We start from the raw sequence: 14,648 nt of genomic DNA on the forward strand, positions 1-14,648 counted from the left end.
GTGATACCGGACATGCACGGCCACGGCTTTGAGCGCGGGAAGCGCCGCTGGGGCTGTTTCGTCGTTCCGTCAATCGACCGTCTCCGGCGGGCACCCTTCCGCGTGCCCGCCCCACGCGCGAGGTCTCCCGTATGTCCGACGCATTCATCGTCTGCTCGAATCTCTCCTTCTCCTGGCCCGACGACGACCCGGTCTTCCAGGACCTGTCCTTCACCGTCGGCGGCGGCCGGACGGGCCTGGTCGCACCGAACGGAGCGGGCAAGAGCACCCTGCTCAAGCTGATCGCCGGTGAGTACCGGCCGAGTCGTGGTTCCGTGACCGTCCAGGGCGAGCCGGGCTATCTGCCGCAGACCCTCGCCCTGGACGGCGGCCTCGACGTCGCGGAGGTCCTGGGGATCGCCCCGGTCGTCCGCGCGCTGGACGCCATCGAGTCCGGGGACACCGGCGAGGAGCACTTCGCCACGATCGGCGACGACTGGGACATCGAGGAACGCACCCGGGCCCAGCTCGACCGGCTCGGCCTCGGTGACCTGTCGTTCGACCGGCCCCTGCACACCCTGAGCGGCGGCCGGATCGTTTCCCTCGGCCTGGCGGCACAGCTGCTCAAGCGGCCCGCGGTACTGCTCCTGGACGAGCCCACCAACAACCTCGACCTGGACGCGCGCCGCAAGCTCCAGGACGTGCTGGACGACTGGCCCGGCTGTCTGCTGGTGGTCAGTCACGACCGGACGCTGCTCGACCGGATGGACCGTATCGCCGAACTCGACCGGGGCGCGCTCCGCTTCCACGGCGGCGGCTTCACCTCGTACGAGGAAGCGGTGCGCGCGGAACAGGAGGTCGCGGAGAAGAACGTCCGCCACGCGGAGCAGGAGGTCAAGCGGCAGAAGCGGGAGATGCAGCAGGCACGCGAGCGGGCCGAACGGCGGGCGGGCAACGCCGCGCGCAACCTCGGCGACGCGGGCCTGCCGCGGATCTTCGCGGGGAACATGAAGCGCGGCGCGCAGGAGTCCGCCGGGAAGTCGCGGCAGACGCACACCGCACGGGTCGACGAGGCCAGGACCCGGCTCGACCAGGCGGGCCGCGCCCTGCGCGACGAGCAGCGCATCGCGCTGGAACTGCCGGGGACCGCTGTCCCGGCCGGACGGACCGTCTTCCTCGGCGAGCGGATGCAGGTCCGGCACGGCGATCGCGCGGTCTTCGCCGGAGAAGGCGTCGACCTCACGATCCGGGGCCCCGAACGGATCGCCCTGACCGGCCCCAACGGCGCGGGGAAGTCCACGCTGCTGCGGGTGATCAGCGGTGATCTGACGCCGGAGGCCGGTCCGGCGAAGCCCGCCGTGGGCCGGGTCGCGTATCTGTCCCAGCGACTGGACCTGCTCGATCCGGAGCGTACGGTGGCGGAGAACCTGGCCGACTCCGCGCCCGCGATGCCGCAGGCGGAGCGGATGAACCTGCTGGCCCGCTTCCTGTTCCGGGGCTCCCGCGTCCAGCTGCCCGCCGGGGTCCTCTCCGGGGGCGAGCGGCTGCGGGCCACCCTGGCCTGCGTCCTGTACGCCGAACCGGCCCCGCAGCTCCTGCTGCTGGACGAGCCGACCAACAATCTCGACCTGGCGAGCGTCGGGCAGCTGGAAAGCGCCCTCACCGCCTTCCAGGGGGCCTTCGTGGTGGTCAGCCACGACGAACGGTTCCTCACGGAGATCGGGGTGGACCGACGGCTGCGGCTCAGCGACGGCCGACTGACGGAGGGCGAGCCCCCGGCGGTGACCGGCCCTCACGACAGCGGGACGGGCCGGTAGAGCCGGTAGGGCCCACGCCGTTCCCCCGTCCTCCTCTCCCCTCCCCCTCGGTGGTGTCCCCATGTCCCCCTCCCCCCTGCTCGCCCACGACCTCGTCCGCACGCTCGGTACCCGGCGGGTGCTCGACGGTGTCTCCCTCACCGCGGCCCCGGGCAGCCGGATCGGGCTGATCGGTGAGAACGGCGCCGGTAAGTCCACCCTGCTGCGGCTCCTCGCCGGAGCGGACCAGCCGGACTCCGGCACCGTCCACCGCCCGCCGGACCTCGGGTATCTGCACCAGGAGATGCCCCACGACGCCACATCGACCGTCTCCGACGTGCTCGACGACGCCCTGCGTGAAGCCCGTGCGGACCTCGCGGAACTCGACAGGCTCGCCCGGGCACTCGACGCCGCCGCACCGGACTCCCCCGGTCACACCGGCCTCCTGACGGAGTACGGCGAGCGGCTCGACCACGCCCGGGACCATGACGTCTGGGACGCCGACCGGCGGGCGGGGATCGTCCTCGCGGGCCTCGGTCTCGGCCGGACGGCGCACGAGCGGGTGCTCGGCTCCCTGTCCGGCGGTGAACGCACCCGGCTGGCGCTGGCCGCGCTGCTGGTGCGACGGCCCGCCGCGCTGCTGCTCGACGAACCCACCAACCATCTCGATGACGATGCCGCGGCCTTCCTGGAGGAGCGGTTGCGCGAACTGCCCGGGGTGGTCGTGGTGGCGAGCCACGACCGGACGTTCCTCGACGCGGTCTGCACCGATCTGATCGACCTCGACCCGGCCGTGGACGGCCCGGTCCGCTACGGCGGCGGGTACACCGCCTACCAGGCGCACAAACGCGCGGAACGGGAGCTGTGGCAGCGCCGCTACACCGAGGAGCAGCAGGAACTCGGCGAACTCGGCCGGGCGGTCGCCGTGACGGCCCACCGGGTCGCGGCCGGTGGCTGGCGGCGCGACAACGAGAAGATGGGGTTCGGCCGCACCGGGGGCCGGGTGGAGAAGCAGGTGTCGCGGCGGGTGCGCGACGCCGCCCGCAGGCTCGACCGGCTGGAGCGCGAACAGGTCCCCGAGCCGCCGCGGCCCCTGCGGTTCCACGCCCCCGCGCTCGCGGCCCCGCCCGCCGACGGGATCCTGCTGGCCCTGCGGGACGTCCGGGTGGCCGGTCGGCTCGCACTCGACCGGCTCGATGTGACGACGGGCGACCGGCTGCTGGTCACGGGGCCCAACGGAGCGGGGAAGTCCACGCTGCTCCACGTGCTGGCCGGGCGTCCGGCCCACTCCGGTGAGGTGCTGCGGCGGCCCGGTCTGACGGTCGGGCTGCTGGCCCAGGACACGGTGTTCGACCGGCCGGACCGTACGGCGCGGGACATCTACGCACGGGTCCTCGGCGCGGCGCGCGCCGATTCCGTGCCGCTGGAGTCGCTCGGTCTGCTCGGCGCCCGCGAGCTGGAGCAGCGGGTCGGGGAGCTGTCGGTGGGCCAGCGCCGTCGGCTCGCCCTGGCGCTGCTGGTGGCGGACCCTCCGGGGTTGCTGCTGCTCGACGAGCCCACCAACCATCTGTCGCCGCTGCTCTGCGACGAGCTGGAGGAGGCGCTGGGCAGCGGTCCCGGGACTGTGGTGGTCGCCAGTCATGACCGGTGGCTGCGGTCGCGGTGGCGGGGCCGCGAGCTGCGGTTGTGAGTACCTGGCAGGTCCGACCGGCCCGGCCCGGCCCGTTGCGTGGCGCGGCCCGGACGGTGGCCCTCCCCGTGGGGCCGCCGTCCGGGCCGGGTGCGTGCGGGGAGCCGTCCTCAGTGGCGGCCCGCCCGTGTCCGACGCCGTATCACCAGGCCCGCGCCCACCACCCCGGCGACGAGGAGGCCCACGCCGACGGTGACCTCGGAGGGGGTCGGGTGACCGCCGAAGGTGCCGCCGAGTCCACCGCGCACCCCGCCGACGGTCGCGCCGCCGCTCGCCGGGGGCGCCGTGCTCCGGCTCGTACCCGGAGCCCGGGTCACCGTCGCCGTGGCTCCGGCGGTGGCACCGGCGGACGGGACCGGTGACGGGGTGGGGGATGCCGTCCCGGTGGTCGCGGTGGTGCTGACGAGCATGCTGGCGATCCAGCGGCTGTCCGGGCCTCCGCAGTCACCGTCGATGCCCACGGCGGTCGCCCCGGCAAGGTCCCGGGAGAGGCGTCCGGCCGCCTGGAAGCGACCGCCTCCGGCCGGGGTAAGCGTCAGCGGAGCCGCCAGGCCCTCGCTGTTGCCGGTCCTCGGGGCGGGATCGTCGACCGCCGAGCAGTCGACGATCAGGGTGAAGGACCCGCCCGGGGCCACCACGGACGGCGTCACGGCGGCGCTCGCGCCGTCGGCGGCCGTCGCGGTGGACGTCCCGACGAGCACCGGCAGCAGGGCGGCACCCGCCACCACCAGCGTGTCGCGTATACGGACCCTCCGGCTGTCCATCCAGGGCATGAGCCCGTCCTCTCCGACCGCAGGACCGGTCACGCTGGCTGGTGCCCGACGAAGCCCTGAAGCCACGTCAGCCCATATCACCCGATTTTCCGCCCGCTAAGCGCAATGCCCGCGTTGTCCCCGATTCGGCCCACCAACCGTTACCCGCACAAGACCGAGCACACCCGAGCGCTCACCCCAGCGGCGCGGGGAACCAGGTGCGGGGAGTCACGCGCCCATGGACCACCCGTACCGGAACGACCGGCCCACGAGCGGCGACCCCGGCGCGCCGCGGTCCCGCCCGGCCCACCGGTACGGTGCGATGCTGCGACGACATGACGACGCCGCGGCGCGACGACACCGCGCCGCCGACCGAGCGAGGAGCGACGACCATGGCCGACTACCGCGTCGAGACCGTCCGCAACGGCCACCGGGACTGGACCGCCCGTAACGACAGGGGAGCCGAGGTCCGGATCGGCGCCGCCGACGATCCCGGTGTCCAGCCCTCGTTCACCCCCGTGGAACTGCTGCTCGCCGCCCTCGGCGGCTGCGGCGGACTCGTGATGGACCGCACCGCGCGGTCGGTCCCGCACGACGGACTGGTCGTCCGGGTGGAGTCCAGGTCCCGACCTGAGGATGAGGGCCGGGTCGGGGTGCTCCGCGTAACGTATGAGATCGATCTGCCCGAGGGCGACGACCGGGCCGCCGAGGTCTTCGAGCGCGGCGTCCGGCTGACCCATGAGAAGTACTGCACCGTGAGCCGCACCGTGGAACACGGGGCCAGGGTCGAGGCCGTCCTGCCGGACGGCACGGTCGCGTTCGCGGCGGGCTGATCGCCGTCCCGGGTCCCCCGGGGCGACGGACGGACGACCGATCTCAGCTCCGGGGGGACCCGTGGACACCTCATCGCACGACGGCATACCGACCGCCGCACCGCCTCCCCCGCAGGCCACGGCCGACGGGGACGCCGGAGTGCCCCCGTGGCGGCTGCTGCTCGACTACGCCCGGCCGCACCGCTGGGCGCTGCTCGCCGGCGCGCTGCTGGGTCTGCTCACCGGGGCCACCGGGCTGGCGCTGCCCCTGGTCGCGAAGGCCCTGATCGAAAATCTGGCGGACGACAAGGGCATCGCCGGACCCCTGATCCTGATGTCGCTGCTGGTCCTGATGAACGCCGTGATCGGCGCGCTCGGCGGCTACCTCCTGCGGCGGACCGCCGAGTCGGTGGTGCTCGGCGCCCGCCGCCGGCTCACCTCGTATCTGCTGCGGCTGCGCATCACGGCGATGGACCGCAGCGAGCCGGGTGATCTGATGGCCCGGGTCACCTCCGACACGACACTGTTGCGCGAGGTCACCACCGAGGCGCTCGTCGGGATCTGTACGGGCGGTCTGACCCTGGTCGCGACGCTCGCGATGATGGGCTGGACGGACCCGGTGCTGATGGGCGTCACCCTCGGGGTGATGGTCCTGGCGGGCTCGCTGCTCGGGGTGATCGTGCCCCGGATCAGCAAGGCGACCAAGCGGGCCCAGGAGTCGGTGGGGCTGATGGGCGCCGCGCTGGAGCGTGTGCTCGGTTCGCTGCGGACCGTCAAGGCGTCCGGCGCCGAGCTCCGGGAGGAGCGCGCGGTGCACGCGGCGGCCGAGGACTCGTGGCGGCAGAGCGTCCGGGCCGCCAAGTGGGAGGCCATCGCGGGGAACACCGCCGGGCTGGCGATCCAGATCGCCTTCCTCACGGTGCTGGGTGTCGGTGGCGCGCGGGTGGCCACCGGGTCCATCGGGATCGGCACGCTGGTGGCGTTCCTGCTGTACGTCTTCTATCTGATGGGCCCGATCCAGCAGGTCGTCGGCGCCGTGATGCAGTACCAGACCGGGTCGGCGGCGGTACGGCGTATCCAGGAGGCCCACCGGCTGCCCGCCGAGCCCGTCGGGGAGCCCGCGCCGCTCCCGGGCCCCGACCAGCCGCCGCTGTCACTGGCGTTCGACGGGGTCCACTTCCGGTACGCGGACGATCTGCCGCCCGTCCACCACGGGGTCACGTTCCAGGTTCCCGCGCGTGGCATGACCGCGTTCGTGGGGCCGTCGGGCGCGGGCAAGACCACGGTGTTCTCGCTGATCGAGCGCTTCTACGAGCCGACGGCGGGCCGGATCGAGGTCGACGGCCGGGACCTCGGCGACTGGGACCTCGCCCGGCTCCGCGCGTCCATCGGGTACGTGGAGCAGGACGCCCCCGTGCTGTCCGGGACGCTCCGCGACAATCTGCTGCTCGGCAACCCGACGGCCGGTGAGGACGAGGTGCGCCAGGTGGTCACCACGACCCGGCTCGGCCCGCTGGTCGAGCGGCTGCCCGACGGACTGGACACCCTGGTCGGGCACCGGGGCACCAAGCTGTCGGGCGGGGAGCGGCAGCGGGTGGCGATCGCCCGCGCCCTGCTGCGCCGCCCCCGGCTGCTGATGCTGGACGAGGCGACGAGTCAGCTGGACGCGGTCAACGAGGCGGCGCTGCGGGACACCGTGGCGGAGGTCGCCCGGACGACGACGGTCCTGGTCGTCGCGCACCGGCTGTCGACGGTGACCCTCGCGGACCGGATCGTGGTCATGGACGCGGGCCGGGTCCGCGCGGTGGGCACGCACGGGGAACTCGTCGCCCAGGACGCGCTGTACGCGGAGCTGGCGACGACGCAGTTCCTCGCGGCGGCCGACTCGGGGGTTTCCGGGAGCAGCACGCCCGAGCCCGTCGGCTGAGCGGCGGTCGTTCCCGGCCAGCGGGAACGGAGACGCGCCATGACTCCGCGTCCGGGCTGTTCTACTTCTGGCGATGTCAGGTTTCTTTGACATCGCCAGAAGTTAAGAAGTCGGGAGCCAAGAATGGCGCCGCTCCGTTCCTGACAGGCCGGGCCACGGGGAGCCGCGCGGGCTCCGGTACCGTACCGACAGGATCGCGCGGGTCAGCCGGTCCAGGTCCAGTCGGCGACCTCCGGCAGGTCCGTACCGTGCTCACGGATCCAGGCGTGATGGCGGGTGCGGACATCGGCCATCGCCTGCCGCAGGGCGACCGCCCTGACCCCGAGCCCCGGTACCCGGTCGATGACGTCCATGACCAGCCGGTAGCGGTCCAGGTCGTTACGGACGACCATGTCGAAGGGCGTGGTGGTGGTGCCCTCCTCCTTGTAGCCCCGGACATGGGTCTGCGCGTGTCCGGCACGGCGGTAGATCAGCCGGTGGATCAGCCAGGGATAGCCGTGGTAGGCGAAGACGACCGGCTTGTCCGGGGTGAAGAGGGCGTCGTACTCGAAGTCGGTCATCCCGTGCGGATGTTCCCCGTGGGGCATCAGCCGTGCCATGTCCACGACGTTGACCACGCGTACCGCCAGCTCGGGCAGATGATGCCGCAGCAGTTCGGCGGCGGCCAGTACCTCCAGGGTCGGTACGTCACCGGCGCACGCGAGGACGACATCGGGTCCGTCGTCGCCGTCCACGGCCTCCTCCGTACCGGCCCACTGCCACACCCCGGCGCCACGGGCGCAGTGCGCGCGGGCCTCGTCGAGGGTGAGCCAGTCGAAGGACGGCTGCTTCCCGGCGACGATGACGTTGACGAGGTCGCGGCTGCGCAGGGCGTGGTCGGCGGTGGCGAGCAGGGTGTTGGCGTCCGGCGGGAGGTAGACGCGGACGACCTCGGGGCTCTTGTTCAGCACATGGTCCACGAAACCGGGGTCCTGGTGCGAGAAGCCGTTGTGGTCCTGGCGCCATACATGGGAGGTGAGCAGGTAGTTGAGCGAGGCGATCGGGCGCCGCCACGGCAGCCTGCGGGCGGTCCTGAGCCATTTGATGTGCTGGTTGACCATCGAGTCGACGATATGGGCGAACGCCTCGTAGCTGGAGAAGAGGCCGTGCCGGCCGGTCAGCAGATATCCCTCCAGCCAGCCCTGGCAGAGGTGTTCGGAGAGGACCTCCATCACCCGGCCGTCCCGGGCCAGGTTCTCGTCGGTGTCGAGGTACTCCCCCTGCCATGCCTTCGCGGTGACCTCGTACAGCGCGTCGAGCCGGTTGGACGCGGTCTCGTCGGGTCCGACGACCCGGAAGTCCCGCCGCCGGGCGGTGTCCCGCATGATCCCGGCGAGCAGCCCGCCGAGCACCCGGGTGGGTTCATGCAGGGCGTTGCCGCGTTTGTCGACGGGCACCGCGTGTTCCTCAAGGGGCGGGATCGGCAGATCGCGCAGCAGCAGCCCGCCGTTGGCGTGCGGGGTGGCCCCGAGGCGGTGCTCGCCCTCGGGCAGACAGGACAGCACCTGCGCGGTGGGACGGCCGGTGGGGTCGAAGAGTTCCTCGGGGCGGTAGGAGCGGAGCCACTGTTCGAGCTGGCGCAGATGCTCGGGGTTGTCACGGACCTGGGTCAGGGGCACTTGATGGGAACGCCAGGTGTTCTCGACGGGCAGTCCGTCGACCACGGCCGGTCCGGTCCAGCCCTTGGGGGTGCGCAGCACGAGCACGGGCCAGCGGGGGCGTTCGGGGCTGCGGCCCTCGCGGGCCTGGCGCTGGAAGGTGTCGATGCGGTCGAGGGCGGTGTCGAGGGCGGCGGCCATCGCCTGGTGCACCGCGAGGGGTTCGTCACCGGTGACGTGGAGGGGCTCGTGGCCGTAGCCGCGCAGCAGGTCGTCCAGTTCGTCCTCGGGGAGCCGGGACAGGACGGTCGGGTTGCCGATCTTGTAGCCGTTGAGGTGGAGGATCGGCAGCACGGCCCCGTCGCGGACCGGGTCGAGGAACTTGTTCGAGTGCCAGGAGGCGGCGAGCGGCCCGGTCTCGGCCTCACCGTCACCGATGACGCAGGCGACCAGCAGCCGGGGGTTGTCGAGGGCGGCGCCGTACGCGTGGGTGAGCGAGTAGCCCAGTTCGCCGCCCTCGTGGATGGAGCCGGGGACCTCGGGCGCCACATGGCTCGGTACCCCGCCGGGGAACGAGAACTGTTTGAACAGCCGTGCCATGCCGTCCGCGTCGCGGGTGATGTCCGGGTACGTCTCCGAGTACGTGCCCTCCAGCCAGGAGTTGGCGAGGACGGCCGGGCCGCCGTGTCCGGGGCCCCAGACGCACAGGGCGTCCAGGTCCCGGTCCCGGATGGCGCGGTTGAGGTGGGTGTGGACAAGGTTCAGACCGGGTGAGGTGCCCCAGTGGCCGAGCAGCCGGGGTTTGATGTGTTCGGGCCTGAGAGGTTCGGTCAGCAGGGGATTGGCCATCAGATAGATCTGACCGACGGCCAGGTAGTTCGCGGCCCGCCAGTGGGCGTCCAGAGCGGCTGCTTCGGTGTCGGTGAGTACGGGGGAAGCCGGGATTCGGACGTCCGGCATGTGCCTCATCTCCTGATGCGTCGGCTGTTCGTCGTACGTGGTGTCTGCTCCGACCCTGGCTGTGGTGGGGCCGTCACGCAACGCGAAGGGCCCCGCCGTACGCGCGGGTACATGTTTTCGCACGTGCCCCGACTGGCCGGGAACGATTCCTCTGCGTAGGAACCCTGCGTGAGCTGCGGTACGCGCGCCTGGCCACCGGGCCGTAGCGGCGGGGGCCCGAGCGGTGGCAGAGGGTGCCTCAGGTGGGCTCGGCTCGCCCCGGGGGCGGCGCGGGGCGAGCCTGGAAGGGACGGCCGTCCCCCGGTGGCCGACCGGTTCAGCACCTGAGGTAAGGGGATGACCCATCGTGAACACCACAGCACACCCCGCGGCCGAGGTCGTGGTGGAACTGAGCGACTGCACCAAGGACGACGCGGGCGCGGTCTTCGGTGTCCTGCGGTCCGTCTTCGACTGCGACCGCGCGCCGGACGATCCGCCCCGCGACACGGCGGGGAGTCGCCCGGCCGTCTGGTCGGCCACGTACGACACGACGCAGATCAGGGGCGCTCCCCCGGCGACGGTCCTCGGTGACACGGTGACCGCGGAGGTCCAGGGCGGCTATCTGGCGGTGGACCGGCTGCGCACGGCACTCGCCGCCGCGTTCACGGTCGCCGAGGAGGGCATGGCGGCCGGCGATCAGGAGAAGGAGGTGGAGCTTCTCCTGAGGAGCGGTTGACCGGCGGCGGAGGGTCGGCGCGCGTATCCCCACGCTCGGGTGGGGGCGCGTGCGCCGTTGACATTGCGTGCGCTCCGGAGTGCGGTGGGTGCGCGGTCGCGTACGGGCACGCCCCGCGCGCGTACGGGTTTGGGCGCTTGGCCAGGGGCGCTCGGGGCGGGGGGCGCTACGCGGGTGCGCCGGGGGCGGCGTGCGCGCGGGGTATTCCTTCGCGCGGTGCGTTTCGTGCGTGGGCCGGGGTCGGGTGGGACGAGGGGCGGCCTTGTGGGTGGGTCGGGGGCGCGGAGGTCGGGCGGGGGAAGCGTGAACGCGGCACGGGGATGTGGTGACGTCCGCCCGTCGGGACGCACGCGTGCTCGTGATAGGCCGCCCGGTGGGCTGTTCCGTTTCCGCGCGATTGCCCCCGTATCGGCGAGGCGCCAAGTACCCCAAGGGCGACAACCTTGAGCATTCCCGTACGGCCAACTCCCCTTTCGCACAGCCCCCTTGACGCCTCTCCTGCCATCTGTATGGTCTAGGCCAAGAAGCAAACGCGTAGCAAATCCTTCCGGATGCCCGTGGCTTTCGCCACGCACCCCGTGCGTGGACGGTCACGGCTCTTGGCCCCACCCGAGTGGCCGCCCGTCGTGCCGGAGTCCCCACACCCCGGCAACGCCGACGCGGCGGCCGATGCGAAGGAGAGATCATGCACACGAGCAGGAAAACCGCCGCGATCATCGGCGCGGCGCTCGCCCCCGCACTCGCCCTGACCCTTCCGGCCAGCAGTGCCAGCGCGCACGGGTACATCTCGACCCCGCCCAGCAGGCAGGCGCAGTGCGCCGCCGGGACCGTCAGCTGTGGTGACATCAAGTACGAGCCGCAGAGCGTGGAGGGTCCCAAGGGGCTGCGGAGTTGCAGTGGCGGCAACTCCCGCTTCTCCGAGCTCGACAACGACGGCAAGGGCTGGACCGTGACCCCGGTCAGCCGGACCACGCAGTTCCAGTGGAAGCTGACCGCGCGTCACGCGACCAGCACCTGGCAGTACTACGTGGGTGGGCGCAAGGTCGCCGAGTTCAACGACGGTGGCGCCCAGCCTGGTTCGACCGTGTCCCACTCGGTGAACCTCGGCGCGTCCGGCAAGCAGAAGGTGCTCGCGGTGTGGAATGTCGCGGACACGCCCAACGCGTTCTACGCCTGCATCGATGTGAACGTGCGCTGAGTCGCCGGCGCTGAGCCTTTTCGGGGACGCCCGGGACCCGGCTCAGTGAAGTCCCACGCGTACGGCGGCGCCGTGTCCCTGGTGGGGGCACGGCGTCGCCGCGGGTCGCCTTCGCTTGCGCCTCCCAGGTCTGTCCGGCTGGACGCACTCCGGTCCTGTGCCGTCGCTCGGTGGTTTGCGCAGTTCCCCGCGCCCCTGGATGCTGCCCTGTTGCGGTCGCTCTTCGGGTGCGCGACGGTTCTCGTCCTTGCGCAGTTCCCCGCGCCCCTTTGGGGCGCGTTCTGCTGTCTTTCGGGTCGGTGCCGGTCGGGATTCTCCGTCCTCGATCCGACACGCTCGGTACGACGTTCAGCTGCTCGACTGAAGAGCATCGGAGTCTGCGAGCAGAGATTCCCGCCCACCCCCGCAGACTGAGAACAGCCCCAGGTAGGCGCCCCCAAAGGGGCGCGGGGAACTGCGCGAGCAACCAAGGACCATCCGCAGCCGAACGGAAACCGTAAGGGGCGCGGCCCCAGGGGCGCGGGGAACTGCGCACCCACGGACGAGCCGCACGGGGACAAGTGCGCCCGGCACAGGAAACCTGAAGGCGCAAGCGAAGGCGATTACGCTGTGAAGGGCAGGCGTTCGCGTAGCACGGGGTGGGCGAAGCCCTCTCCCGCCGCCCACCGCGCGACCTCCCCCACCGCCACCTCCGCGAGCCGTCGCCACTCATTGCCCTGCGACCCCGCGAGATGCGGGGTGATCAACGCGTTGTCGCACTCCCACAGCGGATGGTCCGCGGGGAGCACCTCCGGATCGGTGACGTCGAGGACGGCCCGCAACCGGTCGGCGAGCAGGAGTTCGGTGAGGGCGTCCTGGTCGACGACACCGCCGCGCGAGGTGTTGACCAGCACCGCGTCCTGCCGCATCGAGGTGAGCAGGCTCCGGCTGACCAGACCCTGGGTGGCGGGCAGCAGCGGGGTGTGGACGCTCACCACATCGCTGTTCGCGAAGAGTTCGACGAGCCCGACGGGCCGGGTGCCGAGCGCCGCGGCCTCCGTGTCGGTGACGTACGGATCGTGCAGCAGGATCTCCAGGTCGTACGGGCGCAGCAGGTCGATCACCCGCCGTCCGATGAGGGAGGCGGAGAGGATGCCGACCGAGCGGCGGTAGTTGCCGTCGGTGCGGGGGACGCCGAAGCCCTGGTCACGGGCGCGGGTGCCCCGGTAGGCGCGGGCGCGTTCCACGACGCGTTTGCCGGAGAGCAGGATCATCGCGACGGTGTACTCGGCGACGGGCAGTGCGTTGGCGGCGGCGGCCGAGGAGACGACGATGCCGCGTTCCCAGCAGGCGTCGGTGATGTGGTGCCGGACGGAGCCCGCGGTGTGCACGATCGCACGCAGCCCCGGTGCCGCTTCGAGTGCGGCGGGATCGAGCGGCGGGCAGCCCCAGCCGGTGACGAGGAGATCGGTGTCGGCGAGCGCGGCGCGGGCGTGGTCGGTGTCGAAGTCGTCGAGGACGGGCAGGGCCTGGAGGTCGCAGACCCGGCCGAGCGCGGTCAGCGTCTCCGGTTCGAGGAGCGCCGTCGCGGCCTGCTGGGACATGGCGACAGCGGCACGGGGCCGGCCGGGGCGGGGGACGGGGTTCTCACCGGTCGGGGTCACAGGGTCGCTCGCCTCTCAGGTCCGGGGCGCCGGGGCGCGTCCGCCGCCCACCCGTCATGGTGCGGGTAGGGGCATCTTGATCGGCCGACCGGAATCGGTCAAGACGGCGGCCGGGGCGGACGGGAACCGGTCAAACAATCGATTCCGGGCCATCCGGACGGAGTCCGCCGGTCCGGATCGACCCACATGTCGGGGTGGACGGCTGCCTGTGTCCACACAGGTCACCGCTGGGTCGTCGATGTGCTCGCCCGAGTTCATGCGGGCATCGTCGCGTTCGTCGTCCCGGGCTGCCACCGCACAGGGGACTCCGCGTCGGCGGGCCGCCGTGGGCCGCCTGCGCGGCGGCCCGCCGCGTTCCGGCGTGGGGCGGTCGGAGCGTTTGTGGTCTCCTCAGGCCTGGTGGACGATCTGGATCAGGTTGCCGCAGGTGTCGTCCAGTACCGCGGTGGTGACCGGGCCCATCTCCAGCGGCTCCTGGGTGAAGCGCACACCGAGGCCGCGCAGCCGGTCGAACTCCGCGTGGACGTCGTCCACGGCGAAGGCGGTGGCGGGGATGCCGTCCTTGGCGAGCGCGTCCCGGTACGGCTTCACCGCGGGATGGCCCGCGGGCTCCAGGAGCAGCTCGGTCCCGTCGGGCGCCTCCGGGGAGACCACGGTCAGCCAGCGGTCCTCACCGATCGGGACCTCGGTCTTCTTCACGAAGCCCAGCACCTCGGTGTAGAAGCGCAGGGCCTTGTCCTGGTCGTCGACGAAGACGCTGGACAGATGAATCCTCATGGTGTGCTCTCTGATTCGTCGGGCATGGTCCACCGCTCCGCGATGCGTTTCAGGGGTGCGGTGTTCAGGTCATGGAATTTGTAGCGCCCCTCCCGCCGGCTCTCGACCAGACCGGCGGCCTCCAGCACGGCGAGATGCTGGGAGACCGCCTGGCGCGAGATGCCGAGCTGATGCTTCATGCTCAGCCGCGCGCAGATCTCGAAGAGGGTCTGCCCCCGCTGCTCGGTGAGCTCGTCGAGGATCTTCCGGCGGGTGGGGTCGGCCAGGGCTTTGAATATGTCGTCGGCCACGCCCCATCATAGGCAAGTGCATGCTTGCCTATCAAGTCGTGACGTGCCGTTCCGCGAGGGGCCGCTTGGCCGACGGCCGGTCCGGGTCAGCTGTCGGACCAACCGGTGATGTCCAGCGGCCGGGCTCCGTCACGCCCGTACGGGAACCCGCAGGCATGGCCCCCGGCTCGCGGGGCAGGCGGACCTTACAGGGGTGACACCCGAGAGCGCCGTATCTGGTCCTTCGGCGCTCGCCGTGGACCGGGCCGCCCCGCTTTCCCTGGGACGGGGGCGCGGGCGGCCGGTCCTTACGGTTCCATGGGGACATGACCGACGCGATCGACGACAACCACCGGACAGGCCCTGAGCGCCTGGAAGAACGGGGTGACGGTTTCGTGACCAGGGGTGAGTCCATGGACAGGGACAGGGACAGCACGACGGTGAACGGCGGTGCCCCGGACAGGGGGACCGGTGCGGTACACGCGGGTGGTTC

General features: G+C 72.1%; 11 protein-coding genes. 6 read left to right on the plus strand and 5 right to left on the minus strand.

The window, feature by feature from the left end:
- Positions 1 to 131 precede the first annotated feature (131 nt).
- Entirely contained in the window at positions 132 to 1,796 is a 1,665-nt protein-coding gene (locus tag OG711_RS03410; protein ID WP_329558341.1) for an ABC-F family ATP-binding cassette domain-containing protein, read from the plus strand.
- Between the two features lie 61 nt (positions 1,797 to 1,857).
- The gene (locus OG711_RS03415) at positions 1,858 to 3,465 is read left to right on the plus strand and encodes an ABC-F family ATP-binding cassette domain-containing protein (protein WP_329558342.1); all 1,608 of its coding nucleotides are present in this window, start codon (positions 1,858 to 1,860) and stop codon (positions 3,463 to 3,465) included.
- A 110-nt stretch (positions 3,466 to 3,575) separates the two neighbouring features.
- On the opposite strand, the gene OG711_RS03420 is transcribed toward OG711_RS03415, so the two are convergent.
- Positions 3,576 to 4,238 (minus strand): hypothetical protein, encoded by a 663-nt coding sequence (locus tag OG711_RS03420; RefSeq protein ID WP_329558343.1) that lies wholly within the window; start codon positions 4,236 to 4,238, stop codon positions 3,576 to 3,578.
- A gap of 314 nt (positions 4,239 to 4,552) precedes the next feature.
- Between OG711_RS03420 and OG711_RS03425 the strand changes: the two genes are divergently transcribed.
- The gene (locus OG711_RS03425) at positions 4,553 to 5,050 is read left to right on the plus strand and encodes an OsmC family protein (protein WP_329558344.1); all 498 of its coding nucleotides are present in this window, start codon (positions 4,553 to 4,555) and stop codon (positions 5,048 to 5,050) included.
- Positions 5,051 to 5,135: 85 nt separating this feature from the next.
- Positions 5,136 to 6,956: an ABC transporter ATP-binding protein gene (locus tag OG711_RS03430; RefSeq protein ID WP_073787660.1), complete on the plus strand. Its 1,821-nt coding sequence runs from the start codon at positions 5,136 to 5,138 to the stop codon at positions 6,954 to 6,956.
- A gap of 203 nt (positions 6,957 to 7,159) precedes the next feature.
- Here the strand turns inward: OG711_RS03430 and OG711_RS03435 are convergent, their stop codons facing one another.
- Positions 7,160 to 9,553 (minus strand): phosphoketolase family protein, encoded by a 2,394-nt coding sequence (locus tag OG711_RS03435; protein WP_329558345.1) that lies wholly within the window; start codon positions 9,551 to 9,553, stop codon positions 7,160 to 7,162.
- A gap of 346 nt (positions 9,554 to 9,899) precedes the next feature.
- Between OG711_RS03435 and OG711_RS03440 the strand changes: the two genes are divergently transcribed.
- Together OG711_RS03440 and OG711_RS03445 are read left to right on the plus strand one after the other, a co-directional pair.
- Positions 9,900 to 10,268: a hypothetical protein gene (locus tag OG711_RS03440; protein ID WP_073786286.1), complete on the plus strand. Its 369-nt coding sequence runs from the start codon at positions 9,900 to 9,902 to the stop codon at positions 10,266 to 10,268.
- Between the two features lie 685 nt (positions 10,269 to 10,953).
- Positions 10,954 to 11,466 (plus strand): lytic polysaccharide monooxygenase auxiliary activity family 9 protein, encoded by a 513-nt coding sequence (locus OG711_RS03445; RefSeq protein ID WP_073786288.1) that lies wholly within the window; start codon positions 10,954 to 10,956, stop codon positions 11,464 to 11,466.
- Positions 11,467 to 12,068: 602 nt separating this feature from the next.
- Here the strand turns inward: OG711_RS03445 and OG711_RS03450 are convergent.
- The 3 genes from OG711_RS03450 to OG711_RS03460 all read right to left on the minus strand — a co-directional run bounded on the left by OG711_RS03450 (position 12,069) and on the right by OG711_RS03460 (position 14,176).
- A complete protein-coding gene (locus OG711_RS03450; protein ID WP_073787663.1) occupies positions 12,069 to 13,049 on the minus strand; it encodes a hydroxyacid dehydrogenase in 981 nt (326 codons plus the stop codon).
- A 450-nt stretch (positions 13,050 to 13,499) separates the two neighbouring features.
- Positions 13,500 to 13,886, minus strand: coding sequence for a VOC family protein (locus OG711_RS03455; RefSeq protein WP_073786290.1), 387 nt, complete (start codon positions 13,884 to 13,886; stop codon positions 13,500 to 13,502).
- Positions 13,883 to 14,176, minus strand: a complete 294-nt coding sequence (locus OG711_RS03460) for an ArsR/SmtB family transcription factor (RefSeq protein WP_099281386.1) — start codon at positions 14,174 to 14,176, stop codon at positions 13,883 to 13,885. Before OG711_RS03460 ends, OG711_RS03455 begins: the two co-directional genes overlap by 4 nt.
- Positions 14,177 to 14,648: the final 472 nt, after the last annotated feature.

Origin of the sequence: Streptomyces uncialis (assembly GCF_036250755.1) — a bacterium.
GTDB lineage: Bacteria > Actinomycetota > Actinomycetes > Streptomycetales > Streptomycetaceae > Streptomyces > Streptomyces uncialis.